Source organism: Streptomyces sp. NPDC001204 (assembly GCF_053598035.1).
Genome location: NZ_JBSFJL010000013.1, coordinates 137064 through 159650 on the forward strand (window position 1 = coordinate 137064; position 22587 = coordinate 159650).

The window sequence follows — 22587 nt, forward strand, 5'->3', positions numbered from 1 at the left end:
CCATGTCCGTCACCGCCGTTCTCCACTCCGAGTGGATCAAGATCAGGTCGGTCCGGGCGAGCTTCGGCTCGCTCGTCGCGGTCTTCGCCGCCACCCTGGCCATCACCCTGCTCGTCTACTCCACCGTGGGCCAAGCGGAGGCGATGGGCGGCGAGGACCTGCTCTTCGGAGCCTTCTACGCGATCAACTTCGCGCAGATCGCCGCCATCGCGTTCGGGGCCACCGCCGTTTCGTCCGAGTACGCGGGCGGCGGCCTGCGGATCTCCCTGTCGGCCGTGCCGCGCCGGGGCCTGTTCTGCGCGGCCAAGACGGCGGTCGTGGGTTCCGCCGCCCTCGCCGTGGGGCTCGCGACCGGATTCACCACCTTCTTCGTGGGCCAGGCGTTCCTGGGGGAGTACGCCATCGGCCTCGGCGCACCGGGGGCGCTGCGGGCCTGCGTCGGCGCCGGGATCTACCTCGCCCTGATGGCCCTGTTCGCGGCGGGACTCACCTTGCTGCTGCGCAGCGCCGTCGCTGTGCTCAGCCTGCTCATCCCGTTCATCCTGATCGTGTCCTTCGTGATCGGGGACATCGCCGAGGGCGCCTCCCGCTATCTGCCGGACCGGGCCGGACAACAGGTCCTGCACCAAGAGGCGGCGGGCGGCCTCGGCCCCTGGACGGGGCTCGCGGTGACGGCGCTGTGGGCGGCGGCCGCGCTGCTGGCCGGCTGGTGGGCGGTGCGCCGGCGCGACGCGTGACACCAGGGCCCGGGGCCCCGACCGCAGCCTTTCCCAACCTGGGTCCGCGCCGGCCGGACGCAGGCAGAGGGCGGCTCGGACGAGGCTCGTGACGCGGGCGGTGGAGCACCCGAGCTTGCGGAGGAGCCGCCGTCCGCGCGGGTTCGCGAAGTCGGGCACGGCGTTGGGGCCGGTCAGTCGCCGCTGGGATTTCCAGCGCCGCCACTTCGCCGCGACCGCCTTCCTGCCCGCCGTGACACCGCCCGACCGCACACCGCGGGGCGGCAGCACGGTTCCGGTCGGTTCGGCGGGTGGTGGAGCAGGGCGGCCCGTAGGTCGTGCTCGGTGATGCGGTCGGCGGGGCGGTGGAGTGTCCAGCGGTGGGCCTCGCCGTCCATGGGCAGCACGCTGACGACGGTCTCCAGCGGTGGGTGGCCGGGTTCGGTGTACGTGAACTGGCGGATGATGACGGCGGTGTCGTCGTCCAGGCCGAGCACGGCGCGCACGGTGTCCCTCAGCTCACGCAGGTGCGGACTCGGCCGGGCGGTTGCGGGGCGCGGTTGCGGTGGCATGGGTGGATACTCCTTGGTTCCGGGAACGCCCAGGGGTTCGGCATTCCGGGCGGCTTCGCGGTGGTCACCTGGGCGGTGTGCGGGTAGTGCCCCAGTCCCAGGCGGGTGCCCTGAGCGGAGGCCGGGCAGCGCGGTGTTGCCTGGTCACGACTGCCTGCTGGACGGCGAGGAGCAGCAGCGTGGCGGTTTCGGCCAGGATGCTGAGCAGGGCCTGTGGAGCGGGCTGCAGGCCGTGTTCGGTGAATCCGAAGACGCCCACGGTGCGGGAGGCGGCGAAGCCGCCGAGGGCGCCCAGCGCCACACCCGCGGCGGCGAGCCTGAGCAGCGGTGGCATCCCGATCAGCAGCAGCGCGGCGACCGCGAAGGAGACGCTCGCCTGGAGCAGGAACAGGGGGCCCACGACGTGGATGAAGCGGTACTCGTCGATGTAGAGGCGGGCGTGGATGTAGCCGCTCCCGGCGAGCGTGGCGGCGATCGCGACACGCAGGGCAGGGGCGAGGAGCCTTCCGATGGTCATGCCAGCCTCTCGTCCTTGATCGCCAGGTTCCGGTCGCCCTGCCGGTAGCCCACGGTGCGGATGCCGAGTGCGTCCTTGAGCTGCCGGGCGGGCACGACCTGCGGAGTCGGGGCGGGGGCCCGGCCGGGCTTGGGCAGCGGATAGGCCGTGGTGGTGGCGGAGTGGAAGGTGATGTTGCCCTCCGTCTTGGTGAACAGCTGGTGGACATGCCCGTTGAGACAGGTCACGGAGGAGAAGCGGCGCAGGAGCGCGATGACGCGCAAGGCGTCGTCCGTGCTCCAGCCCCACTGCGGGTACATGGCGAACAGGGGGATGTGGCTGAAGACCACGATGGGTGTGTCCGGCGGCAGTCCCGCGAGGTCCCTGCGGACGAACTCGATCTGCTCGTTGCCGAGATGACCGAGCTTCTCCAGACTCAGGGTGTTGACCAGGGCGATGAAGTGCACGCCGTGGGTGTCGAAGCTGTACCAGCCGTCGCCGAGCGTGCCCTTGCCGAAGGTCTGCCGGTAGGCGCGTCCCGCGTCGCCTATGGAGTCGTGCTCGCCGGGAACGGTGAAGACGCGGTCGGTCTGCATCCTCGTCATCATCTGCCTGACCTGGTCGAACTGCGAGGACGTGGACAGGTGGGTCAGATCCCCGCTGTGCATGACGAAGTCGGGCCGGAAACCGAGCGAGTTGACCTGGTGGATCGCCTCGGAGAAGGAGCCGGCCACGTCCATGTTCGCCGGACCCTGGAAGCCGATGTGGCTGTCGGAGACCTGCACGAACCGCAGTGCGCCGCTGGTCGTCCTGCTGGCTCCCGCAGCCGCGGTTCCGGCGGTGGTTCCGGCGGTGCCGCGGGTGTCGGCGATGTGGCTGATCACTTCGCCACTGGCCACGGTCAGCACCACGGCCCCGCCGAACCACCCGGCGTGCCGGAGGAGTTGGCGCCGGGACATGCCGTTTTCGGGTACGGGCGGTTCGCTGCCGCCGAGCGGTGATTCTGGGTGAGGGTCGCGGTACTCGGTCATCGGGTCACCTCCACGGTGGCGGTCATGAACGGATGGATGGTGCAGAGGTAGTGGTAAGTGCCGGGCTGTGTGAACCGGTGGCTGTACGTGGCGTGAGTGGCCAGGGCGGCCGAATGCAGCGGGCCGCCCGATCCGGCGCTGGTGACGGTGTGGGCGTCGGTGTCCTGGTTGGTCCAGGTCACCGTGGTGCCCGCTTTGACCTTCAGCGTGGCCGGGGCGAACGCGAAGTTCTTGATCGTCACGGCGTTCCCGGCCACCGGCGAGGTCGGTGTACTGGTGCTCGGAGGGCTCATGGGCATGCTCATGCTGGGCGTGGGCGAGGCGCCGGGAGCGGAGCCCGCCGCGTGTCCCGGCCCGGAGGCGCCGGGCATGCCGGCCGCCTGGTGCTGACCCTGTCCCGGTGTGATGGCACCGGCATGGGTGGACGAGGAGTGCGACGACTGGCCGCATGCGCTCAGGAGCCCCAGCGCGCCGACGGTGGCCACGGTGGCGACGGCAAGCCCAGCCGCAGCGCGTGATCGCCGGCCTGGTGTACGAAGGTGCGGGTACATGCTGTTCGTTCCTCACGATCAGGTTGAGATGGGGACTGCGTGTGCCGAGTGCGCGCAAGCGGAGCGAAGTCGCGGGTGGCAAGGGGCAGTTCCCCGTCCCCGGGCCGAGAACGGCTTGGGGTGTGGGCGACAGGTGTCGCGAATGTCGGCCTTTGTCTGACTTCACGGGCGGCGGGCGGCGTACGGTTCGGTCGATACGCACTTTTCGCGGCACTTTCTTTGGGTCGCCGCAGATCGGCCGTCCCTCCGGCGTTCCGGCGCGTGTGGCCCTGGCGGCGCTCACGGAGGGTCACGATTCTGTGCGCTGCGCCACAAGGTGAAGCGGCGGATATGGGCAATGATCGTTCTATGCCCTGGAGCTCCCGAAAACGTGGCCCAGGGGCCGATCCGGATCGCTCCGCGGACCGTGCCTCTGGTAGGGGGACCCGTCACTGGGCGGAGGATGTCGTGCGGGAGACGCTGCTGCGAGCCTGGCGGCACCCCCGCCGCGTTCGATCCCGCACGAGGCCCGGACCGGGCATGGCTGTGTACGGTCGCCCGGTGCCTGGTCGTCGATGTGTCCCGCTGGGCAGCGTGACGCAGGAGGCGCCGAGTGCCAGGTGGAACGCGCGCGGCTGGCGGGACTGCCCGCACTGCTGGCGACGGTGAGCGCCGCCGAAGCCGCAGGTCAGAGGGTGCCGGTTGTGGACGCGGATCTGGCCGATCGGCTGGTGGCGCGGGCAGTCGGGAGCGCACAGGGCTCTGCGCTCGCACGGCCCGCCGCGGCTGGGGCGCCGAAGGCGCGTGAGGCGGGGGTGCTGGAGGGGCTGCTGCGGCAGGCCGCGGCCCGGCGCCGCAAGACGTGGCGGCTGCAGCTGGCGGGCGCCGCCGCCTCCGTGACGCTCCTCGCGGGAGCGGTCTGCGGTACGTGGTCGGCGGTCATCGGGGCCGTGGACAGTGAGGCCACGCCGCCCGGACCGACCATGCCGGCTCCGTCGCGCACCTTCTCCGGACACGATCCCGCCACCGGCGTCACCGCGCAGTCGAGGCGGGCACGCTCCCGGTCGCCGGTCGCCCAACGGGCGGTGTCCTCGGTCCTCCTGGGCAAGGTGGACGAGTGCGCCCCCGCGTCGGTCCTGACCTGGCCGGCGAGAAGTGGAGCAAAAGGCGCGAATCGCTCGAACCGTTCGACAGACGCCGGCCGTGGAACTGAGTGAACGCTCCGATGCAGGATCCGGCACACCGACCGCCCCTCGAATGCGTCGGCGGCCTCCGGATTCCGGTCTCCGCACATGCACAGAAGAGTCAGAAGACCATGTTCGTAACCGATTCCCCCCGCCTGAGCCCACCGGTCTCACGGCATTGCCGCCACGAGGCGGTGCTCGCCCTGCCCGCGCAGGAGGCGCACGTCTCCGCCGCCCGTCACTTCGCGGCCGATCTGCTGGAGACCTGGTGCGTCCCCGAGAGCGAGCGGGACTCCGCCGTTCTCATCGTCGACGAACTCGCCGCCAACGCCGCCCAGTACGGCCGCGAGCGCATGACCCTGCGGCTCGTCCTCGACCGCGGCACCCTGCACATCGTGGTCAGTGACTCCGGAACGGCCGTGGAGCGCCGTCGCCCCGACATCGCCCCGGACGAGCACGGCCGCGGCACCGGCATCGTCCAGTGCCTCGCACAGTCGACCGAGGTCCACCAGACGCGCGGCGGACGCGAAGTCCGCGCCTGCCTGAGGTGCTCGGCATGACCGGCCCCGAGTTCCCGTGCGAGCCGCCGCCCTTCGCCGGGCCGGGCGCCGCGGCGATGCGTCGGCTGCCGGTCAGCGGGGGCCGCCACGGCGCAGGGTCACCCGAGGACCTCCGCGAGTGGGCCTTCGCGACCCACAAGCCGTGCCCCGTCGACGACGGTCCGGCCCCGGCCCGGGGGCCCGTACGGTCCCCGGCGAACCCACCGGCCCTCGATCGCGGTGACCTGGACCACGACACGGTGCCGTGTGCACGCTGTGGCGCCCGCCGCGGCGTATCGGGGGAGGACGTCGCCCCGAACACCGGCGAGGACATCGACGCCCCGCCCCCGCACGAGGCGTACGCGAACGCGCCCGACCTGCGCCGTGAAATCCACCAGGTGCTTGCCCTCGGGGCAGAGCACGACGTCCGCCAGGCCAGGACCGTCACCGGCCCTCTGGTCGACGCCGCGGTCGCCGAACGCGCCCGGCTGCTGCGCCGGGCGGCCCTCATGGACCGTATGGCCCTGGAGAGCCCCGACCCCGGCCGGGTCGGCGCCGCCGCGCAGACCGCCGAACAGCTCCTGCGGCACGACCGCCGCCGACCCGACCTGGTGGCCGGGCCGCATCAGCCCGACGCGATCACGCTCGGCCCCGGCCGTCGCCGCTACGTCCGCCAGGAGTACGCCGCCTGGGTGTCCACGGGGCGGCCCGGCACCTGAACCGCTCCGATTCGACAGTGAGAGGCGCCGCGAAGTCGCCGCCGTGGGGGCGCCGTTGGCGGAGCCAGTGGCCGAGCGCCCGTTCGACGATCCTGTTGACGATCAGGATCCTGGCGACCAGCTGGTAGCGCGCAGGGTGCCCGTGCCGATCTCGCGGCTGGTGGACCTGACCGGCCTGGGAGGGTGCGGCGAGGACATCCGCCAGGACCGCACTATTTGCGTATCGACGCAATAAGCGGCACACTACCTGTCGGCACCCGCCTGTCGCGCCGTGCGCGAGGCCCGTGCTCCCCGACGGAACCGCATGACTGAACGGAGGCACTCGTGGACATCGACCCACCCAGTCCGAGCGGCCTCTCCGGCAGTCTCTGACCGCCACCCCGGTCGTCCGCTTTCTTCTTCCGTTTCTCTTTCTTCCTTCTTCTCCCCCTCTTCTCTTCTTCTTCTCTTTTCGCCGCTTTCTCGCCGTACCCTGTCATGCCTGCCCTGGTGCGAGTGCCGCCGCCTCGCGGTGCGCTCGCACCAGGGCAGGCATGTGCCGCAGTCCGGGCGGAGCGCGGTTGGAGGTGTCTGTGATGTCGTTCCGGACGAGTGCGCCCGCCACGCGGTCGCGGGCCTCGTTCCCCGCTCGGTTCGCCGGCGGTCTTACCCGGATGACCTGGGTGGACCTGGTCGTCGCCGCCGCGGTGGTGGTACTGCTGTACGTCACCCTGCGGGTGGGGAAAGGGATCACGCTCTCGTTCTCCACCAGCCAGTCCGCGCAGGTGGACACCAGTGTCGGTCAGCTGCCCTACGACGCCGCCCGCTCGCTGCTGCGCATGTTCGTCGCCCTGGCCCTGTCCACGGCGTTCACCTTCGGCTACGCCTACGCCGCCGCCAAGAGCCGCCGTCTGGAACGGATCCTGATCCCGGCGCTGGACATCCTTCAGTCCGTGCCGGTGCTGGCGTTCCTGACGGTGGCGGTGACCGGGTTCGTCGCCCTGTTCCCGGGCTCGATGCTCGGCCTGGAGTGTGCGGCGATCTTCGCCATCTTCACCTCCCAGGCGTGGAACATGACGTTCGGCTTCTACCACTCCCTCACCTCGCTGCCGCGCGAACTGGACGAGCTGTCAAGGTCGTTCGGCTTCACCCGGTGGATGCGGTTCTGGAAGGTGGAGCTGCCCGCCGGGATGATCGGCCTGGTCTGGAACGGCATGATGAGCTTCGGCGGCGGCTGGTTCTTCCTCGTCGCCTCCGAGGCGGTCACCCTCGGCCACACCGACTACGCCCTGCCCGGGGTCGGCTCCTACGCCGGGGCCGCGATCGCCGACGGCGACCTGACCAAGGTCGGCTGCGCCATCCTCACCATGGCGGTCATGGTGATCGGGGTGAACTTCCTGTTCTGGCGGCCGCTGACCGCCTGGGCGGAGAAGTTCAAGATCGAGCAGTCCGAGGCCGGCGAGGTCCAGCGGTCGGTCGTCCTGGACTTCCTGCGCCGCTCCGACTGGCCCCGGCTCGCCGGCCGCCTGCTGCGCCCGGCCGGCCGTGCGCTGAGCCGGGCCGGGCGCGCCTTCGGCACCGACGACCGGCCTCTCGTGGTGCAGCGGGGCAGGCAGCGCGCCGGGGACGTGGCCTTCGCCCTGGTGGCGGGCGGGCTGATCGTCTGGGGCCTGGTCGACCTCTGTCTCTACCTGCACGACCACACGGGCCTGGGCGTGTTCGGCGAACCGCTGCTCCTCGGGCTCGCCACCCTGGCCCGCGTCGCCGTCCTGGTCGCCGTGGCCACGGTGGTGTGGGTGCCGATCGGCGTGAAGATCGGTTTCTCGCCCAGGCTGACGAGGATCGCCCAGCCGGTGGTGCAGGTGCTGGCCTCGTTCCCGGCGAACTTCCTCTTCCCGCTGGCGGTGTGGTTCTTCATCAGGACCGGCCTGAGCATCGACATCGGCGGCATCTTCCTGATGGCGCTCGGCGCCCAGTGGTACATCCTCTTCAACACCATCGCCGGCGCCATGGCGATCCCCACCGACCTGCGCGAGGCCATGGACGACCTCGGGGTGAGAGGCCGGCAGCGCTGGCGGCGGCTGATCATCCCCGGCATCTTCCCCTCCTACGTCACCGGCGGCATCACCGCCTCCGGCGGCGCCTGGAACGCCTCCATCGTCGCCGAGGTCGTCACCTTCGGCGGCACCACGCTCACCGCCACCGGCCTGGGCGCCTACATCGCCCGCGCCACGGAGCAGGGCGACCACCCCAGACTGATCGCCGGCGTGGTCGTGATGAGCGTCTACGTGGTCTGCCTCAACCGCTTCCTCTGGCGGCCGCTGTACCGGCTGGCCGAGACCCGGTACTCCCTGTGATCCCCTCCCGTCCGCACCCCGGGCCCCACCCGTGCTCCGCACCCCGGCCCCACCCGTACTCCGCACCCCACAGCTTGGACCTGCCATGGCGATGAACACCCTTCCGGCCACCGAGAACACCCGCCCGGCCGACGGCGAACCGCTGCTGGAGACCGTCGGCCTGACGAAGTCGTACGCGGGCGCCGACGGCGAACTGCCCGTGCTCTCCGGCATCGACCTCGAGATCCGCGCCGGTGAGGTCGTCGCGCTGCTGGGCAAGTCCGGCTCGGGCAAGTCGACGCTGCTGCGCTGTCTGGCCGGACTCGTCCCGGCCAGCTCCGGCACCGTCAGCTACAAGGGCGCCGCGCTGACCGGCGCCAACCCCGGTACGGCGATGGTGTTCCAGACCTTCGCGCTGCTGCCCTGGCTGACCGTGCAGCAGAACGTCGAACTCGGCCTGGAGGCCAAGGGCGTGCACCCCGTGGAGCGCGCTGAGGCCGCCCGCCTGGCCATCGACCTGATCGGCCTGGACGGCTTCGAGTCCGCCTACCCCAAGGAGCTGTCGGGCGGCATGCGCCAGCGCGTCGGCTTCGCCCGCGCGCTGGTCGTCGAGCCGGACGTGCTGATGATGGACGAGCCCTTCTCCGCCCTGGACGTGCTCACGGCGGAGAACCTGCGCGGCGAGCTGATGGAGCTGTGGGAGTCCGGCCAGTTCCCCACCAGGGCCATCGTGCTGGTCACCCACAACATCGAGGAGGCGGTCCTGATGGCCGACCGGATCGTGGTGCTCGGCTCCCGCCCCTACGGCACCATCCGGGAGGTCTTCGAGGTCGGTCTGGACCGGCCCCGCGACCGCAACTCCGCCGCCTTCGAGGACATGATCGACCGCGTCTACCGCACCATGACCGGCCGGCAGAAGGAGGGCCGTACCCCCGGCCGCCAGGAACCGGCCGACCTGGAGAGGCGGACGGTGGCCAACACCCCGTTGCCGCAGGCGAGCGTGGACGGGCTGTCGGGCCTGGCGGAGCTGGTGCTGCACCGCGGCGGGCGCTGCGATCTCGCCGGTCTCGCCGACGACCTCGGCCTCGAGGTCGACGACGTCATGCCCCAGGTCGACGCCTTGGACCTGCTCGGCTTCGCCGGGTTCAGCGGCAACGACCTGCTGCTCACCGACACCGGCACCGCGTTCGCCGGGGCCGACGTCCAGGAGTCGAAGACCATCTTCGCCCGGGCCGCGATCCAGCTGCCGCTGGTCAAGGTGATCACCAGCAGCGTGCGCGGCAAGGCCGACGGCACCGCGCGGGCCGGATTCTTCCGCGATCTGCTGGCCCATCACTACACCAGCGAGCAGGTCGACCAGCAGCTGGAGACGGCCACCGACTGGGGCCGCTACGCCGAGTTGTACGCCTACGACGCCGGCCCCGAGGAGTACCGCCGCGACGACACCGGCGACGCCTCCGGACCCACGGGCACCCAGTGCCCCGCCTGAGCACCGCGGGGCCGCCGCCTCACGGGGTGCCGCCCAGGGCCGGGCGGCGTGAGAGCACCGGGTTGGCGGCGGCGGCCCGCCGGGGTGCGAGCGCGCTCTCCTCGTCGCCGGAGCCGCCGGTTCCGGGACCGCCGCCCTCGGTGCCCGTGAGGTGCGCGGCCTCCAGCAGGGGCCGCACCCCCGCGGCCCGGTAGAAGATGCGCGTGCCCTCCCGGCGTGTGGTCACCAGACCGGCCGCCCGGAGTCTGGCCAGGTGCTGGGAGGTCGCGGCCACGTGGGCGCCCAGCATCCGGGCCAGCTCGCTCACCGGCTGTTCACCGTGGCTGAGCGCCCACAGCAGCCGGTAGCGGGAGGGGTCCGCCACCGCCTTGAGCACCGCCACCGCCCGGTCCGCCGCCTCGGCGTCCCACACCTTTCCTTGCACATCCATGCAACTAGGGTACCGGCGGTCCTCCGGGCGGTTCGAACGCGGCGGGCTCCGCCCCGGCGGGCGTCACCTCGGCGGGCACGGGCGCGGGCTCCGGCCGCCGGGGCTTCCGCCGCCACGGTGCGGGCCAGGACAGGTTGAGGAACGCCTCGGCCTGGAGCGCGGCCAGGCTGATGCGGAGCAGGTCCCGGGCCGTGGGATAGACCAGGAACCTCGGCTCCCACCGGGGCTGGAACTTGGCGTTGAACTTGTACAGCGACTCGATCTGGAACCAGCGGGAGAGGAAGAGCAGCAGGCCGCGCCAGGCGCGCAGGGCCGGTCCGGCGCCCAGGCGTTCACCGCGGGCGAGGGCGGCGCGGAACATCGCGAAGTTCAGCGAGACCCGGCCGACACCGAGGCCGGGGGCCTGCTGGAGGGCCTTGACGATGAGGAGTTCGTTCAGACCGGGGTCGGCGGTGCGGTCGCGGCGCATCAGGTCCAGGGAGATCCCGTCCCGGCCCCAGGGCACGAAGTGCAGGACCGCGCGGATGTCCCCGCCGGGCGCGGGGGCGCCGGCGTCCGGTTCCTTGTGGGCGGTGACGACGACGCAGTCGCCGTCACCGGCCTCGCCGAAGCGCCCGAGGGCCATGGAGAAGCCGCGTTCCACCTCGGTGCCGCGCCAGGCGGCCGCCGCCGCGCGGATCTGCTCGGTCTCCTGCTCCGACAGGTCGCGCACGCGGCGGATGCGGCAGCTGTAGCCGCCCCGTTCGATGCGGTTGACCATCTGCCGGACATTGCGCATCGGCCGCCCGGACAGGGTGAAGGCGCCGGTGTCGACGACGGCCTCGTCGCCGATCTCCAGGGCGTTCAGGCCGGCTTCGCGGGTCCACACCTCGCCGCCGGTCTCGCTGCACCCCATCACCGCGGGGACCCAGGCGTGCCGGGCGGCGGTGTCCATGAACTCCTTGATGGCGCCCGGCCAGGCCTCCACGTCGCCGATCGGGTCGCCGCCCGCGAGCATCACACCGGACACCACCCGGTAGGCGATCGCCGCCTTTCCGGTGGGGGAGAAGAGCACGTTCTTGTCGCGGCGCAGCGCGAAGTAGCCCAGCGAGTCCCGCTCACCGTGCCGTTCCAGCAGGGCGCGCAGCCGCCGCTCCTCGTCGTCGCCGAGCACGGGTACGGGTGTGGAGGGGCGCAGCGCGAGGTAGAGGGTGGTGGCCGCGGTCAGCAGGCCGAGCCCGGCGAGCGAGAAGTACACGAGGTCGCTGGTGCGCTCGCTGGAGTAGTGCACCGGTCCCTCGATGCCGACCAGACCGTAGGCGACGTGCTGGATCCGGTCGGACAGCGAGGCCGCGACGACCTTCCTGGGGTGGGCGCCGACGATCAGCAGTCCGGCGCCGAGGCTGAAGGCGCTCAGCAGGAGGAAGTTCCACACCGCCCGCCACCGGGTGCGCGGGTCGGACAGCGCGTAGAACTCCCGGCGGGCGACGAGCAGCAGCACGAACAGCAGCACCGTGACGGCGCCGGGCACATGCTGGTGCCAGCGCAGCAGTTGCAGTGCCGCGCCCGTGGGAAGCAGGATCATCACCGCGCGCCAGGCCCGCCGTTTGCGGCGCCGCAGGGCGTGCGCCAGCATCACCATCAGCACGCCCACGATCAGCGAGGCGGCGGTGGCCAGGGTGGACACGGCCCCGGGCAGGGCCACGGCCAGGGTGTGCACCCGCCCGTGCCGCATGCGCGGGAAGATCGCCCCCGCGACGTCGAGCACGCCCACGAGCAGGCACAGGTAACCGGCCACGGCGGGCACCCGGCGGTACGAGACGGCGCGAAGACGGTTCCGCGAGGAGCCTTCGTCGGTGGTCACGGAGTCCTTCACGAGGGGCCAGCGTAGGGCCTGCTGAGCAGGCGTGACCACGGGAGGGGGCGGGTGAACGCGCCAACCTTTCGGCGTGCTTCACTCAACGGATTGCGCAACTGGGCGATGATGACGTCCCGCGACGTGCGGGACCCGGGACAACCTGCCGGGGCGCGGCCGGAGCGAAGCGCCGGAGTGCGCCGGATCGAACCAGAGCGAACCAGGGCGAAGGAGAGCCGCGATGGACGTCGGGAACGGGCTCATGGGGCCGGGCGCCACCCGGGGGACGGTCCGGCGCGCGGGACCCTGGCCGCGCACGGCCTTCCGCTCCGTCCTGCGGCGGCTGGACTGGCCGCTGCTGGGCGCCGCGTCGGCGCTGTCGGTGCTCGGCGCGCTCCTGGTGTACTCCGCGACCCGCGGCCGCACCCAGCTGACCGGAGGCGACCCGTACGCCTTCCTGACGCGGCATCTGGTCAACACCGCCATCGGGATCGCCCTGGCCGTCGGCACCGTGTGGCTGGGCCCGCGCAGGCTGCGGGACCTCGTCCCCGTCCTGTACGGCGTCACGCTCCTGCTGGTCCTCGCGGTGCTGACTCCGCTGGGCGCCACGATCAACGGGTCCCGCCGCTGGATCATGATCGGCGGGATGTCCGTCCAGCCCGCGGAGTTCGTCAAGGTCGCCATCGTTCTTGCCATGGCCGTACTGCTGGCCACCAAGGTGGACACGGGCGACCGGCCGAGGCCGGACAGCCGCAGCGTCCTGGAGTCCCTGGCGGTGTCCGGCGTGCCCGCCCTGCTGGTCCTCCTCACGCCGGACCTCGGGCAGTTCATGGGCATCGGCGTGATCGTGCTCGGGGTGCTGCTCGCCTCCGGTGCCTCCGCGCGCTGGGTCACCGGGCTGCTCGCGGCCGGAGTCCTGGGTGCGGTGGCGGTGTGGCAACTGCACCTGCTGGACCAGTACCAGATCAACCGGTTCGCGGCGTTCGCCGATCCCGCCCTCGACCCGTCCGGGGTCGGCTACAACACCAGCCAGGCCCGGATCGCCATCGGGGCCGGCGGCCTGCTGGGCCAGGGGCTGTTCCACGGAGCGCAGACCACCGGGCAGTTCGTGCCCGAGCAGCAGACCGACTTCGTCTTCAGCGTGGCGGGGGAGGAGCTGGGCTTCCTGGGTGCCGGGGCGCTGATCGCCCTGCTCGGCGTGGTGCTGTGGCGTGCGCTGCGCATCGCCCGCGCCTGCCCCGACCTGTACGGAACGGTGGTCGCGACCGGCATCGCGGCCTGGCTGGCCTTCCAGGCGTTCGAGAACATCGGCATGAACCTCGGCATCATGCCGGTCACGGGACTGCCGCTGCCGTTCGTCAGCTACGGCGGCTCGTCGATGTTCGCCGGCTGGATCGCCGTGGGCATCCTCCAGGGCATCCGTCTGCAACGCCCGCTGTCCGCCTGACCGCAGAGCCTCAGCGGCGGCGCCCGGGGAGGCCCGGCAGGGTCGAGCGGACCCGGCGCCAGCGACCCTCGAGCGCCGTGCGCACAGCGGGTTCGCCGCGGGCGGCGGCGAGCAGGAGCCCCACCGCGTACAGGGTGGCGATCAGCGAGCTGCCGCCGTAGGAGAACAGCGGCAGGGGCACGCCCGCGACGGGCACCAGCCCCAGGACGCCGCCGAGGTTGATGAAGGTCTGCGCCGCGAGCCAGGTGACGATGCCGCCGGTCGCCAGGCGGACGAACGGGTCGTCGCGGCGGGTGGCGATGCGCAGGCCGCCCGCGAACAGCGCGGCGAACAGGGCCAGTACGGACAGGGTGCCGAACAGACCCAGTTCCTCCCCGGTGACGGCGAAGATGAAGTCGGTGTGCGGCTCGGGCAGTTGGCCCCACTTCTCCACACTGGCGCCGATTCCGTTGCCGAACAGGCCGCCCGTCGACAGCGCGTACAGGCCGTGCACCACCTGCCAGCACTGGTCGTTCGGGCCCGGGTCGCTCGCGCCGAGGCAGGCGAACCGCGACACCCGGTGCGGGGCGGTCATGATCAGTACGGTGGCCAGGAGCGCCGTGCCCGTCAGGGCGGCCCCGAAGAGCCGCAGCGGCGCACCGGCCAGCCACAGCAGACCGAACAGCACGGCGCACAGGATGACCGCGGTTCCCATGTCCCCGCCGAGCATCATCAGTGCCAGCAGCAGCAGGGCACCGGGCACCAGCGGCACGAGCAGGTGCTTCCACTGGCCCAGCAGCCTGTGCTGCTGCTTGCGGGCCAGCAGATCCGCGCCCCACAGGATGAAAGCGGCCTTGGCGAACTCGCTGGGCTGGAGCACGAACGGTCCGCCCAGGTCCAGCCAGTTGGTGTTGCCGTTGACGGTCCGCCCCAGCGCCGGCACCTGCACCAGCGTCAGCAGCAGCACGGACCCGGCCAGCAGCGGATAGGCCAGCCGCCGGTGCGCCTTCACCGGCATGCGGGCGGCCGGCACCGCCAGCGCCGCGCCGATCACCGCGGCCACGATCTGCCGGCGCAGGTAGTAGGTCGGCGGCAGACCGGAGCGCAACGCCTGGATCTGCGAGGAGGAGAACACCATCACCAGCCCCAGGCCGGCGATCAGCGCGGCACTGCCCGCCACCAGGTAATAGCCGGTGAGCGGCCGGTCCCAGGCCCGCCGCAGCCGCGCGAGGGCGCGGCGCGGGAGCGCGGTGGGGCCGGGCGCCCGCCCAGCACGCCCGCCGCGCGGCCGGCCCGCCGGTTCCGGGGCCCGCGGCGGGGCCTGCCGGCGTCCACGCGCCGGCGGGGCGGCCTGGGCGTCCGGCACGCGCTTCTCCGCGCGGACACTCTGTGAATTGCGCATGTGCGCAACCGTAGAGCCGCGGGAGCGGTCCATCGGGGCGCGGCGCTCCGGTGCCGGTGGCGAATCGCCGTTTCGCGGCACGCGTGAGTGGGCCCGCGGCCCCGGCCGCGCGGAACGTGCTGTCATCGTGGTCGTCCGCCGTCCCGTCAGGAGTGCGGCGCGCGACCGCGCCGGAACGGGTTCCGGAGCCGGCGCGGTCCGCGGTCCGCGGCCCGTGGCCCGCCGGCCAGCAGGAGACGGGCGGTGTCCTCGGGGCCCAGCGGGGGTCGGCCGGGACGGCGGGCCCAGAAGCGGGCCAGGTGGCGTTCCAGTTCCTCCCGGCCGTCCTCCTCGGTGCGCGCGACCAGGACCGGACCTTCCTCGCCGTCGGGGGCGCGCAGGTCGACGAGACGCCCCTCGACGGTGAAGGCGGCGTACTCCCCGTCCGCCACGTCCATGGCCTCCAGCCCCGCCTCCGTGGCCCGGAGAGAGGGGAAGACGGCAAGTTCCTCGTCCCGGTCGAAGACCATGACGATGTCGGCAGGATGGCTCACGCCGCCCATCTTCCCCGGTCAGGCCCCCAATTCGCCAGCGGGGCAAGGGGGATGGCTGATCATGGGTCCGACGGCTCCCCGCCAAAGCCCCGTGGGCGGGAAATCTCCTCGGGTCAACAATTGCGCAACCCTTAAACTGTCCCGCATGGAATCTGGTGGTGGCGTGATGGGGCAGGAGGCCGCGGTGCTCGTGGGCGGGCCGGCGGACGGTTTGCGACTCAAGGTCGCCGGGCGGCCGTGGGTGCTCCAGGTGTCGTTCCCCTGCCAGACGGAGGCGCCGCGTGGAGGCGTACGCGTGGAGGCCGTGTACGTCTACCGCCGCGACCCGCGTGTGAAGAGCGAGCCCCTGCGATACGGCTTCGACGTGGCCAGCCCCTGACCGGTCCCGCCGGATCGGGGTGCGGGCCCGCCGCGCACCCCGTCGCGGAGTCCTCTCATCGACTATTGCTACATTGCGCAAACGTACAACCATTGGGTGGGGCCAGTCGTCCCCTCTGTACGAGTACGACGGATGAGGGTGCGCGCATGACGACCAGCCACAAGACCGCTCCTTCGCGCCGCCGGAGCAGGGGCGTCCCACCCCAGCGCCGGGGCGGTTCCCGCCGCCGCGCCTCCGGCGGCCGCGGCGGCCGCAGTCGCGGACGGACGGTCCTCGTCGTGGCGCTGTCCCTGGTGGTGCTCGGCACGGCGGGTCTGGGCTGGCTCTATCTGAAGCTCAACGGCAACATCAACACCTTCGGCGCCGACGGCCTGTCCGACAACCGGCCCGAGGCCGGCTCGTCCAAGGGCGAGAACGTCCTGGTCATCGGCTCCGACGCGCGCGTGGGCGGCAACGACGCGCTCGGCGGCGGCAGCAAGGACGACATAGGCCGCTCCGACACCGCGTTCCTGCTGCACGTCTACGCCGACCACCGGCACGCCCTCGCCGTGTCCATCCCCCGGGACACCCTGGTCACCATCCCGCCCTGCAAGCTCCCCGACGGCGGCTGGACCGAGTCGCGGCCGAACACGATGTTCAACGCGGCGTACTCCGTGGGCAACACCGCCGAGGGCAACCCCGCCTGCAGTCAGAACACCGTCGAGCACCTCACCGGGCTGCGCGTGGACCACACCGTCGTCGTCGACTTCAAGGGATTCGCCGCGCTCACCGACGTGGTGGGCGGGGTGCCGGTGTGCGTGCCGCAGGACATCTACCAGAAGGACCTCAACCCCAACCGGGCCAGCCGCGGCTCGCTGCTGTTCGGCAAGGGCGAGCAGAAGGTCTCCGGGAAGCAGGCGCTGGACTGGGTCCGGATCCGGCACGGCATCGGCGACGGCTCCGACATAGGCCGGATCAAGCGCCAGCAGGCGTTCGTCGCCAGCCTCATCAAGAAGGTCAAGGCCGACGGGTTCACCCCGACCAAGCTGTTCCCCCTCGCCGATGCCGCCACCAAGTCGCTCACCGTGGACCCCGGCCTGGGCACGGCCGACAAGCTGCTGTCGTTCGCGATGTCGCTGAAGGACGTCGACCTGCACAACACCAAGTTCGTCACCATCCCGTGGCGCTATGAGGGGGCGCGGGTCGCCATCGTGGAGCCGGACGCCTCGGAGCTGTGGGCCGCGCTCAGGGCCGACCGCACCATCGACGGCAAGGACGCGGGCGGCAAGAAGAACAAGAAGGGCAAGGCGGCTGCCTCCGCATCCCCGGACGCCGGTCAGGGCGACCTGGGGAAGGGCATCGACGTGGGTGTCTACAACGGAACCACCACCCCCGGCCTCGCCACCCGCGGCGCCTCCGTCCTCACCGGCCGCGGCTTCACCGTCACCGGCACCGAGAACGCGGGCAGCCAGAACCACGCCATCACCATCATCCAGTACGGTCCCGGCCGGCAGGCCGAGGCCGAGACGGTCGCCAAGCTCTTCCCCGGGGCCGAACTCCAGGCCCTGACCGGCCCGGGCATCAACGTGGTCCTGGGCGAGGACTTCACGGCCGCCGCGGACGGTGCCTCGGCCGAGCCGACCTCCGTGCCCACGTCGGTGGCGGCGGACGCCCGCTCGGCCGACGACGACCTGTGCTCCAACTTGTCCTACGGGTAGGGCGGGCGCGCCGGTACGGCGCCGAGTCCGCCCGGCAGCCGGCCGGACACCGACGGCGAAGGGCCGCACCCGCTCTCGCGGGTGCGGCCCTCGTGATTCAGCGCGTCAGGGACGCGAATCAGGCCGTGGCAGCGCCGCTGCCGGCCTTGCGGCGACGCACGACGAACACGGCGCCCGCGCCGACGGCGACCGCGGCACCGCCCGCGAGCGCGATCATCGGCAGCGCCGAGCTGGAGCCGGTCTCGGCGAGGTGGCCCTGCGGGACGATCTGCTTGTCGCCGGCGGGCTTGGCCGGCAGCGGCTTCCGGCCGCCCTGCGGCTTGGCGTCGCTGGGCTTGCCCGCGTTGGTGCCGGCCGCGAGGACGTCGAACAGGTAGAAGTCGTCGTCGGTGGCGAAGACACAGTTGCCCTTGTCATCGGCGTACATGCCGATGGAGATGGCGACGCCCATGCCGGCCGGGGCCTTCTTGTCCACGTTCAGACGCAGGTCGATGGAGAAGGACTCCTTCGGCTTGACGTCGGTGTAGCCGACGTAACCGATGGCGTCATCCCTCTCGTCCAGGGAGATGTTCTCCCACGTGCCGGTGACCGGGTCCTTGAACTGCAGGGTGAGGTGGCTGCTCTCGTCGGTGAACTCCTTCTCCCCGACCAGGGCCGCGAACACGCCCATGTCGACGCGCTTGTAGGAGTTGTCGCCGGAGTTCGTGACGTTCAGCTTGAAGTTGTGGAACCCGCTGCCCGCGACGACCTTCGAGGGCAGGCCGGTCAGGCTGGTGCGCAGGTTCTTGTCCTGCTTCTGCTCCTTGCCCTCCTTGCACGCCTGGGGGCCCGGCGTCTCGGACGGCGAGGCGCTGGGGGTGGGGGTGGTCGACTCCTTGTCGGTGGTGCCCGCGTCCTTCGAGTCGGATCCCGTGTTCGCGGACTTCTCGCCGGTGTCGTCCGACTTGTTGTCGTCGCCGGTGGTGGTGTCGTCGGCGCTCTTCGACGGGTCCTCGGCCTCGGTGGTGTCGTCGGCGCTCTTGGACGGGTCCTCGGGCTCGGTGGTCTGGCCGTCGGCGCCGGTGGAGCCGCCCTCGGTCGTCTCGGTGACCGCCGGGGTCGGAGAGCCCGTGGCGAAGGCGGCGGGGGCCGCAAGAAGCACAGCGGGTGTGATGGCTGCCGTGGCTGCTGCGAGCGCCAGAGAGCGGCGAATCTTCATGCGATCCTCGAAAATCAAGTGGCCAATGTATTCGCAAAGGAGATCGCCGAGGGCCGTAAAGGGTTGCCCAGAAATCCGCAGGTCAATGTGTGGCGTGTGTCACTCGCGCGCATGGGTTCCGCCTGCCCGGCGGTAGTGTGCGCCGGTGAGTACGTATTCGAACACACCGGCGGGTTGGTACCCGGATCCGCACGGAGCGGCCCAGACGCTGCGTTACTGGGACGGTTCCCAGTGGACGGAGCACACCCACGCCGACCAGCAGGCCTACGTCGCGCCGCAGGTGCCGCCGCAGCCGGCCGCCCCCGACCCGCGCGTGCAGCGGCAGGTCCAGCACCAGGCCGGGGTCGCTCCGGGCGCCCAGGGCGGCGGCTCGCTGTTCAGCGAGCCGGTGCTCGTGGTGAACCAGAAGGCCAAACTGATCGAGCTGACCAACGAGTACGAGGTCTTCGACCAGCACGGCAACCGGATCGGCACGGTCACCGAGGTCGGGCAGAGCGCGCTGAAGAAGGCGATGCGGTTCGTCTCCAGCCTCGACCAGTTCATGACGCACAGGCTCGAGATCCGCGACGCCTACGGCACGCCCCAGTTGGTGCTCACCCGGCCGGCGAAGGTCTTCAAGTCGCGGGTGGTGGTGTCCCGTCCGGACGGCTCGGAGATCGGCGAGATCGTCCAGCAGAACGTCTTCGGCAAGATCAACTTCGCGATGAACGTGAACGGGCAGCAGGTCGGCGCGATCAAGGCGGAGAACTGGCGCGCCTGGAACTTCGCCATCGTCGACCACGCCGACAACGAGGTCGCCCGGATCACCAAGACCTGGGAGGGCCTGGCCAAGACGATGTTCACGACCGCCGACAACTACGTCCTGCAGATCCACTACCAGCTGCCCGAGCCGCTGCTGAGCCTGGTGGTCGCCACGGCGCTGACGGTCGACACGGCGCTCAAGCAGGACTCGCGCGGCTGGAACTGACCGCAGTTCACAGCGGGGTGAGGTGTCCCGGTCCCAACGGCCGGGACGGCAGCGCCGGTTCCTGCGCGGGCGGTTCCGACTCCAGGGCGAGCACGGCGGCCACGGGATGGTCCGGGTCGCCGTCCGGGGCGATGTGCCCCGGGCCGGGTACGGGGTTGGCGTCCGTGGGTCGCGGGGTCGCCCGAGAGAGCGCCACGACCCCCCAGGAGGCGAGGACCGCGCCCGCCGACGCCAGCAGCACGCCCGTCGCGCCGCCCCTCAGCCCCTGGCCCAGCAGGGTGAGCCCGATCAGCGCGGCCGCCGCCGGGTTGGTCAGTGTCAGCACCGCGAGCGGGGCGCCGAGGCCGTCCCGGTAGGCGGTCTGCGACAGCAGCAGGCCACCGGTCGCGAAGGCCGCGACGAGCAGCGCCACCATGATGACGTGGGCGCTGAGCAGGGGGCCGGAGTGGTCCGTGGCGGCCACCGTCACCGTCTGGGTGAGCGCGGAGGCCACGCCCGAGGCGACCCCCGACGCGGTCGCGTGCCGCAGGCCCGGACGCGCGCCGGGCCGTGACAGCGCGCCGATCAGGACGGCCGTGGCACCCGCCACCGACAGTGCCTCGAGGGGGCTCAGTACACGTACCGGGGCCGGCCCGGAGGCCGCGAGGAGCAGGGCGGCCAGTCCGAGCAGCGTGCACGCGGTGCCCCGCCACTCGGCCGCCGCGACCCGCCGCCCGGCCATCCGCGCCCCCAGCGGCACGGCGGCCACCAGGGTGAGCGCGCCGAGCGGCTGGACCACGGTGAGCGGACCGTACTTCAGGGCCGCCACATGCAGCAGGGCAGCCGATCCGTTCAGTGCGACGGCCCACCACCAGGTGCCGGCGCGGAGCAGTCCGCGCACCCCCGTTCCGCGGGTGCGCGCGGCGAGCCGTTCCTGGGCGACCGCGGCGGTCGCGTAGGCGACGGCCGAGAACAGCGACAGGACGACGGCCGTCAGGGCCGCGTTCACCGGCCCGCCTCCGCCGGGGCGTTCCCCTCGGCCGGCCGGGACTCGTGGGCGAGCGGGTGCCGCGCCGGTCCGTCGGGCTCCGCTTCGGCGGCCTCGCTTCCGGGTGTCATGCCAGGCCCTCTCTCATGGTGGTGCGTCGGGTGGTGCTGTCCGCACCCGCGTCGATGTACGGTACATCGACACGAGAGCGTACCGATACGACAGTGTACCGATACGCGTGCGTACCGGTACACTGTCGTATCGATGGACCTTCGCCACACTGGAGAGCGGCCCGGAGTCCGGGCCTGATCTCCCGGGACACGAGTGAGGAGCGCAGCGATGACATCGCAGGCCGCGGACGAGCCGGAGACGGTTGTCGCCCCGCGCCGCTCCAAGCTCACGCCGGAGCGTGAGCAGGAGTTCTTCGACGCCGTGCTCGAACAGATCCGCGAGCACGGCTATGACGCCGTCACCATGGAGGGAGTCGCCGCCAGCACCCGGTGCAGCAAGTCCACGCTCTACCGGCAGTGGCGGACCAAGCCGCAGTTCGTGGCGGCCGCCCTGCGGTCCAGCGGCCGCTGCCGCTTCGCCGGCATCGACACCGGCTCGCTCGCCGAGGACCTGCGGCGGGTCGCACTGGCCACGGGCGAGTGGTCGGGGCGGGACACCCGCCTCCTCCAGGCGCTCGGGCACGCGATCACGCTGGACCCCGAGCTGAAGCGGGCGCTGCGCGAGACGCTGGTCGAGCCGGAGATCGCCGCGCTGCGGGAGATACTGCGGCGCGGGGTGGAGCGCGGCGAGGTCCGCGCGGACAATCCGGCACTGGAGTTCGTGCCCGCGCAGCTGTTCGGCGTCCTGCGCATCCGGCCGGTGCTGGAGGGGGAGTACGCCGACCCGGACTACGTGGTCCGGTTCCTGGAGGCCGCGGTGCTGCCCGCACTGGGTCTCGGTTCACGACTCAGGCCGCCGTCCCCGGGATGACCGGGCGGTGACCTGTCCGCGCCGCACCGTGGGGACGGGGGCGGCGCGCACCCCCGGCCGGGCGGGGTACCTCTGGAGCGGAGAGGTGCCCCGCCCGGTCGCTTCGGGTCCCGGTACGGCTCGGACGCCGGCTCAGGCGTCGGCTCAGACGCTCTGGCCGTTGCCGCCGCCCGAGGACGCCTCGATGCCCCGGGTGATGTCGTCGATCACGGACTGCGGCTCCCCGACGTCGAGGCCGAAGCGGACGACGACGAGCTGCCGGGAGTCGTGGGGCGAGGGGAAGGCCAGCGACTCCACGTACCCGTCGGCGCCCTTGCTGGTGACGGCCTTCCAGCGGACCAGGTAGCCCTTCTGCCCGGCCACGGTCACCGCCTTGGAGGCCAGCACCTGGTGGGAGGTGATGCCGCCGTAGGCCTCGCCTCCGTAGGAGTCCTCGGCGTTCGCCGATATGTCGGCCTTGGCGACCTGCTCGGGCGTGCTCCCGCGGACGCCCAGCGCGAGCGCGGGCGCCGAGTAGGCGCCGCCCTTGGTGCAGTCCTTGGAGGTGTCGCCGGGGCACTTGTAGGAGTCGTTCGACGTGACCTGGGCGCCCACCCCCAGCTCCTGGCCGTACCAGCCGTCGGGCACGGGCAGGCTGATGCCGCTGACCGCGTCGGTCACCGAGCCGCTCCTGATCTTCGGCGCCTCGGACGGCCCGCCATCGGACCCACCGGGCCCGCCGGACCCACCGGAGTCGCCCGAGCCCCCGCCCGGGCCGCCGAAGGGGCCGCGTTCCTCGCCCGTGCCGCCCCGGTCGTCCGAGCCCTGCCGGGACGAGCCGGCACGGCTGTCCTTGCCGCCGACGTCGTTGGCCAGCGCGTACACGCCGACACCGATGCTCGCCAGCACCGCGGCCGCCACCGCGACGGCGATGCCGATACGCAGGCCGCGGCGCCCGGAGGCGGGCGGCCGGCCCGGATGTCCTGGGTGCGCCGGATGGCCCGGGTATCCCGGATACCCCTGCTGGGCCGGGTACGGCCCGGGGGCCGCCTGCTGCGCCGGGGAACCCCACACGGCGGCCGATCCGACGGGACGGGTCTGGTCCGTCCATGCCCTGCCGTCCCACCAGCGCTCGGTGGCGGGGCCGTCACTTGTCTGCCCGGGATCGGGGTACCACCCGGGAGGAGTCACCTGCGTCATGTG

At 72.1% G+C, this 22587-nt stretch carries 22 protein-coding genes; 11 read left to right on the plus strand and 11 right to left on the minus strand.

The genetic code is table 11. The features are described from left to right. Positions 1-2 precede the first annotated feature (2 nt). On the plus strand, positions 3-737 hold the full coding sequence (locus ACWC91_RS19845) for an ABC transporter permease (protein WP_450639971.1): 735 nt from the start codon (positions 3-5) through the stop codon (positions 735-737). Between the two features lie 173 nt (positions 738-910). On the opposite strand, the gene ACWC91_RS19850 is transcribed toward ACWC91_RS19845, so the two are convergent. The 4 genes from ACWC91_RS19850 to ACWC91_RS19865 form a co-directional block, all read right to left on the minus strand. Further along, on the minus strand, positions 911-1288 hold the full coding sequence (locus tag ACWC91_RS19850) for a hypothetical protein (protein ID WP_225077786.1): 378 nt from the start codon (positions 1286-1288) through the stop codon (positions 911-913). A 64-nt stretch (positions 1289-1352) separates the two neighbouring features. After that, positions 1353-1805: a hypothetical protein gene (locus ACWC91_RS19855; protein ID WP_450639973.1), complete on the minus strand. Its 453-nt coding sequence runs from the start codon at positions 1803-1805 to the stop codon at positions 1353-1355. After that, positions 1802-2815, minus strand: a complete 1014-nt coding sequence (locus ACWC91_RS19860) for a metallophosphoesterase family protein (RefSeq protein ID WP_225077784.1) — start codon at positions 2813-2815, stop codon at positions 1802-1804. Before ACWC91_RS19860 ends, ACWC91_RS19855 begins: the two co-directional genes overlap by 4 nt. Next, positions 2812-3108 (minus strand): plastocyanin/azurin family copper-binding protein, encoded by a 297-nt coding sequence (locus ACWC91_RS19865; RefSeq protein WP_225077783.1) that lies wholly within the window; start codon positions 3106-3108, stop codon positions 2812-2814. Before ACWC91_RS19865 ends, ACWC91_RS19860 begins: the two co-directional genes overlap by 4 nt. Before the next feature lie 857 nt (positions 3109-3965). Between ACWC91_RS19865 and ACWC91_RS19870 the strand changes: the two genes are divergently transcribed. The 5 genes from ACWC91_RS19870 to ACWC91_RS19890 all read left to right on the plus strand — a co-directional run bounded on the left by ACWC91_RS19870 (position 3966) and on the right by ACWC91_RS19890 (position 9591). Then, a complete protein-coding gene (locus ACWC91_RS19870) occupies positions 3966-4562 on the plus strand; it encodes a hypothetical protein (protein ID WP_450639976.1) in 597 nt (198 codons plus the stop codon). 98 nt (positions 4563-4660) lie between these two features. After that, a complete protein-coding gene (locus ACWC91_RS19875; protein WP_225077782.1) occupies positions 4661-5089 on the plus strand; it encodes an ATP-binding protein in 429 nt (142 codons plus the stop codon). After that, a complete protein-coding gene (locus tag ACWC91_RS19880) occupies positions 5086-5787 on the plus strand; it encodes a hypothetical protein (RefSeq protein ID WP_450639977.1) in 702 nt (233 codons plus the stop codon). The genes ACWC91_RS19875 and ACWC91_RS19880 overlap by 4 nt, the downstream gene beginning before the upstream one ends. Before the next feature lie 575 nt (positions 5788-6362). Beyond that, positions 6363-8123, plus strand: a complete 1761-nt coding sequence (locus ACWC91_RS19885; protein WP_450725992.1) for an ABC transporter permease — start codon at positions 6363-6365, stop codon at positions 8121-8123. Between the two features lie 85 nt (positions 8124-8208). After that, positions 8209-9591: an ABC transporter ATP-binding protein gene (locus tag ACWC91_RS19890; RefSeq protein ID WP_225077779.1), complete on the plus strand. Its 1383-nt coding sequence runs from the start codon at positions 8209-8211 to the stop codon at positions 9589-9591. Positions 9592-9610: 19 nt separating this feature from the next. Here the strand turns inward: ACWC91_RS19890 and ACWC91_RS19895 are convergent, their stop codons facing one another. Together ACWC91_RS19895 and ACWC91_RS19900 are read right to left on the minus strand one after the other, a co-directional pair. Then, the gene (locus tag ACWC91_RS19895) at positions 9611-10021 is read right to left on the minus strand and encodes an ArsR/SmtB family transcription factor (RefSeq protein WP_225077778.1); all 411 of its coding nucleotides are present in this window, start codon (positions 10019-10021) and stop codon (positions 9611-9613) included. Between the two features lie 4 nt (positions 10022-10025). Continuing rightward, positions 10026-11876: a phosphatidylglycerol lysyltransferase domain-containing protein gene (locus tag ACWC91_RS19900; protein ID WP_450639980.1), complete on the minus strand. Its 1851-nt coding sequence runs from the start codon at positions 11874-11876 to the stop codon at positions 10026-10028. Positions 11877-12117: 241 nt separating this feature from the next. Between ACWC91_RS19900 and rodA the strand changes: the two genes are divergently transcribed. Then, the gene (gene rodA / locus ACWC91_RS19905; RefSeq protein WP_281156297.1) at positions 12118-13302 is read left to right on the plus strand and encodes a rod shape-determining protein RodA; all 1185 of its coding nucleotides are present in this window, start codon (positions 12118-12120) and stop codon (positions 13300-13302) included. A gap of 10 nt (positions 13303-13312) precedes the next feature. Here the strand turns inward: rodA and ftsW are convergent, their stop codons facing one another. After that, positions 13313-14683, minus strand: a complete 1371-nt coding sequence (ftsW, locus tag ACWC91_RS19910; protein ID WP_225077777.1) for a putative lipid II flippase FtsW — start codon at positions 14681-14683, stop codon at positions 13313-13315. Between the two features lie 146 nt (positions 14684-14829). Beyond that, complete coding sequence (locus ACWC91_RS19915; protein WP_225077776.1) at positions 14830-15216, minus strand: hypothetical protein; 387 nt, start codon at positions 15214-15216, stop codon at positions 14830-14832. Positions 15217-15361: 145 nt separating this feature from the next. On the opposite strand from ACWC91_RS19915, the gene ACWC91_RS19920 reads away from it, so the two are divergent. Together ACWC91_RS19920 and ACWC91_RS19925 are read left to right on the plus strand one after the other, a co-directional pair. Continuing rightward, positions 15362-15595 carry a hypothetical protein gene (locus ACWC91_RS19920; RefSeq protein WP_225077775.1) on the plus strand — a complete coding sequence of 78 codons (234 nt, stop codon included), beginning with the start codon at positions 15362-15364 and terminating at the stop codon, positions 15593-15595. Between the two features lie 146 nt (positions 15596-15741). Further along, positions 15742-17292: an LCP family protein gene (locus tag ACWC91_RS19925; RefSeq protein ID WP_376505964.1), complete on the plus strand. Its 1551-nt coding sequence runs from the start codon at positions 15742-15744 to the stop codon at positions 17290-17292. A gap of 118 nt (positions 17293-17410) precedes the next feature. On the opposite strand, the gene ACWC91_RS19930 is transcribed toward ACWC91_RS19925, so the two are convergent. Continuing rightward, positions 17411-18490 carry an LAETG motif-containing sortase-dependent surface protein gene (locus ACWC91_RS19930; RefSeq protein WP_225077773.1) on the minus strand — a complete coding sequence of 360 codons (1080 nt, stop codon included), beginning with the start codon at positions 18488-18490 and terminating at the stop codon, positions 17411-17413. A 145-nt stretch (positions 18491-18635) separates the two neighbouring features. Between ACWC91_RS19930 and ACWC91_RS19935 the strand changes: the two genes are divergently transcribed. Further along, complete coding sequence (locus ACWC91_RS19935) at positions 18636-19457, plus strand: phospholipid scramblase-related protein (RefSeq protein ID WP_225077772.1); 822 nt, start codon at positions 18636-18638, stop codon at positions 19455-19457. 7 nt (positions 19458-19464) lie between these two features. On the opposite strand, the gene ACWC91_RS19940 is transcribed toward ACWC91_RS19935, so the two are convergent. Then, on the minus strand, positions 19465-20445 hold the full coding sequence (locus tag ACWC91_RS19940; protein WP_225077771.1) for a DMT family protein: 981 nt from the start codon (positions 20443-20445) through the stop codon (positions 19465-19467). A 318-nt stretch (positions 20446-20763) separates the two neighbouring features. Here ACWC91_RS19940 and ACWC91_RS19945 point away from each other — a divergent pair, with 318 nt between their 5' ends. Beyond that, on the plus strand, positions 20764-21405 hold the full coding sequence (locus ACWC91_RS19945) for a TetR/AcrR family transcriptional regulator (protein WP_225077770.1): 642 nt from the start codon (positions 20764-20766) through the stop codon (positions 21403-21405). Positions 21406-21549: 144 nt separating this feature from the next. Here ACWC91_RS19945 and ACWC91_RS19950 read toward each other — a convergent pair whose 3' ends face one another. Next, entirely contained in the window at positions 21550-22584 is a 1035-nt protein-coding gene (locus ACWC91_RS19950; protein WP_450639984.1) for a DUF2510 domain-containing protein, read from the minus strand. Between the last annotated feature and the right edge of the window lie 3 nt (positions 22585-22587).

What these genes read in the sequence shown, in the direction of transcription:
- ACWC91_RS19885 (WP_450725992.1), top strand. Translation starts at nt 6,363, where the DNA reads ATGTCGTTCCGGACGAGTGCGCCCGCCACGCGGTCGCGGGCCTCGTTC.
- ACWC91_RS19950 (WP_450639984.1), bottom strand. Translation starts at nt 22,584, where the DNA reads ATGACGCAGGTGACTCCTCCCGGGTGGTACCCCGATCCCGGGCAGACA.
- ftsW (WP_225077777.1), bottom strand. Translation starts at nt 14,683, where the DNA reads ATGCGCAATTCACAGAGTGTCCGCGCGGAGAAGCGCGTGCCGGACGCC.
- ACWC91_RS19850 (WP_225077786.1), bottom strand. Translation starts at nt 1,288, where the DNA reads ATGCCACCGCAACCGCGCCCCGCAACCGCCCGGCCGAGTCCGCACCTG.
- ACWC91_RS19925 (WP_376505964.1), top strand. Translation starts at nt 15,742, where the DNA reads ATGACGACCAGCCACAAGACCGCTCCTTCGCGCCGCCGGAGCAGGGGC.
- ACWC91_RS19875 (WP_225077782.1), top strand. Translation starts at nt 4,661, where the DNA reads ATGTTCGTAACCGATTCCCCCCGCCTGAGCCCACCGGTCTCACGGCAT.
- rodA (WP_281156297.1), top strand. Translation starts at nt 12,118, where the DNA reads ATGGGGCCGGGCGCCACCCGGGGGACGGTCCGGCGCGCGGGACCCTGG.
- ACWC91_RS19890 (WP_225077779.1), top strand. Translation starts at nt 8,209, where the DNA reads ATGGCGATGAACACCCTTCCGGCCACCGAGAACACCCGCCCGGCCGAC.
- ACWC91_RS19865 (WP_225077783.1), bottom strand. Translation starts at nt 3,108, where the DNA reads ATGAGCCCTCCGAGCACCAGTACACCGACCTCGCCGGTGGCCGGGAAC.
- ACWC91_RS19930 (WP_225077773.1), bottom strand. Translation starts at nt 18,490, where the DNA reads ATGAAGATTCGCCGCTCTCTGGCGCTCGCAGCAGCCACGGCAGCCATC.
- ACWC91_RS19945 (WP_225077770.1), top strand. Translation starts at nt 20,764, where the DNA reads ATGACATCGCAGGCCGCGGACGAGCCGGAGACGGTTGTCGCCCCGCGC.
- ACWC91_RS19920 (WP_225077775.1), top strand. Translation starts at nt 15,362, where the DNA reads ATGGAATCTGGTGGTGGCGTGATGGGGCAGGAGGCCGCGGTGCTCGTG.
- ACWC91_RS19860 (WP_225077784.1), bottom strand. Translation starts at nt 2,815, where the DNA reads ATGACCGAGTACCGCGACCCTCACCCAGAATCACCGCTCGGCGGCAGC.
- ACWC91_RS19855 (WP_450639973.1), bottom strand. Translation starts at nt 1,805, where the DNA reads ATGACCATCGGAAGGCTCCTCGCCCCTGCCCTGCGTGTCGCGATCGCC.
- ACWC91_RS19895 (WP_225077778.1), bottom strand. Translation starts at nt 10,021, where the DNA reads ATGGATGTGCAAGGAAAGGTGTGGGACGCCGAGGCGGCGGACCGGGCG.
- ACWC91_RS19845 (WP_450639971.1), top strand. Translation starts at nt 3, where the DNA reads ATGTCCGTCACCGCCGTTCTCCACTCCGAGTGGATCAAGATCAGGTCG.
- ACWC91_RS19880 (WP_450639977.1), top strand. Translation starts at nt 5,086, where the DNA reads ATGACCGGCCCCGAGTTCCCGTGCGAGCCGCCGCCCTTCGCCGGGCCG.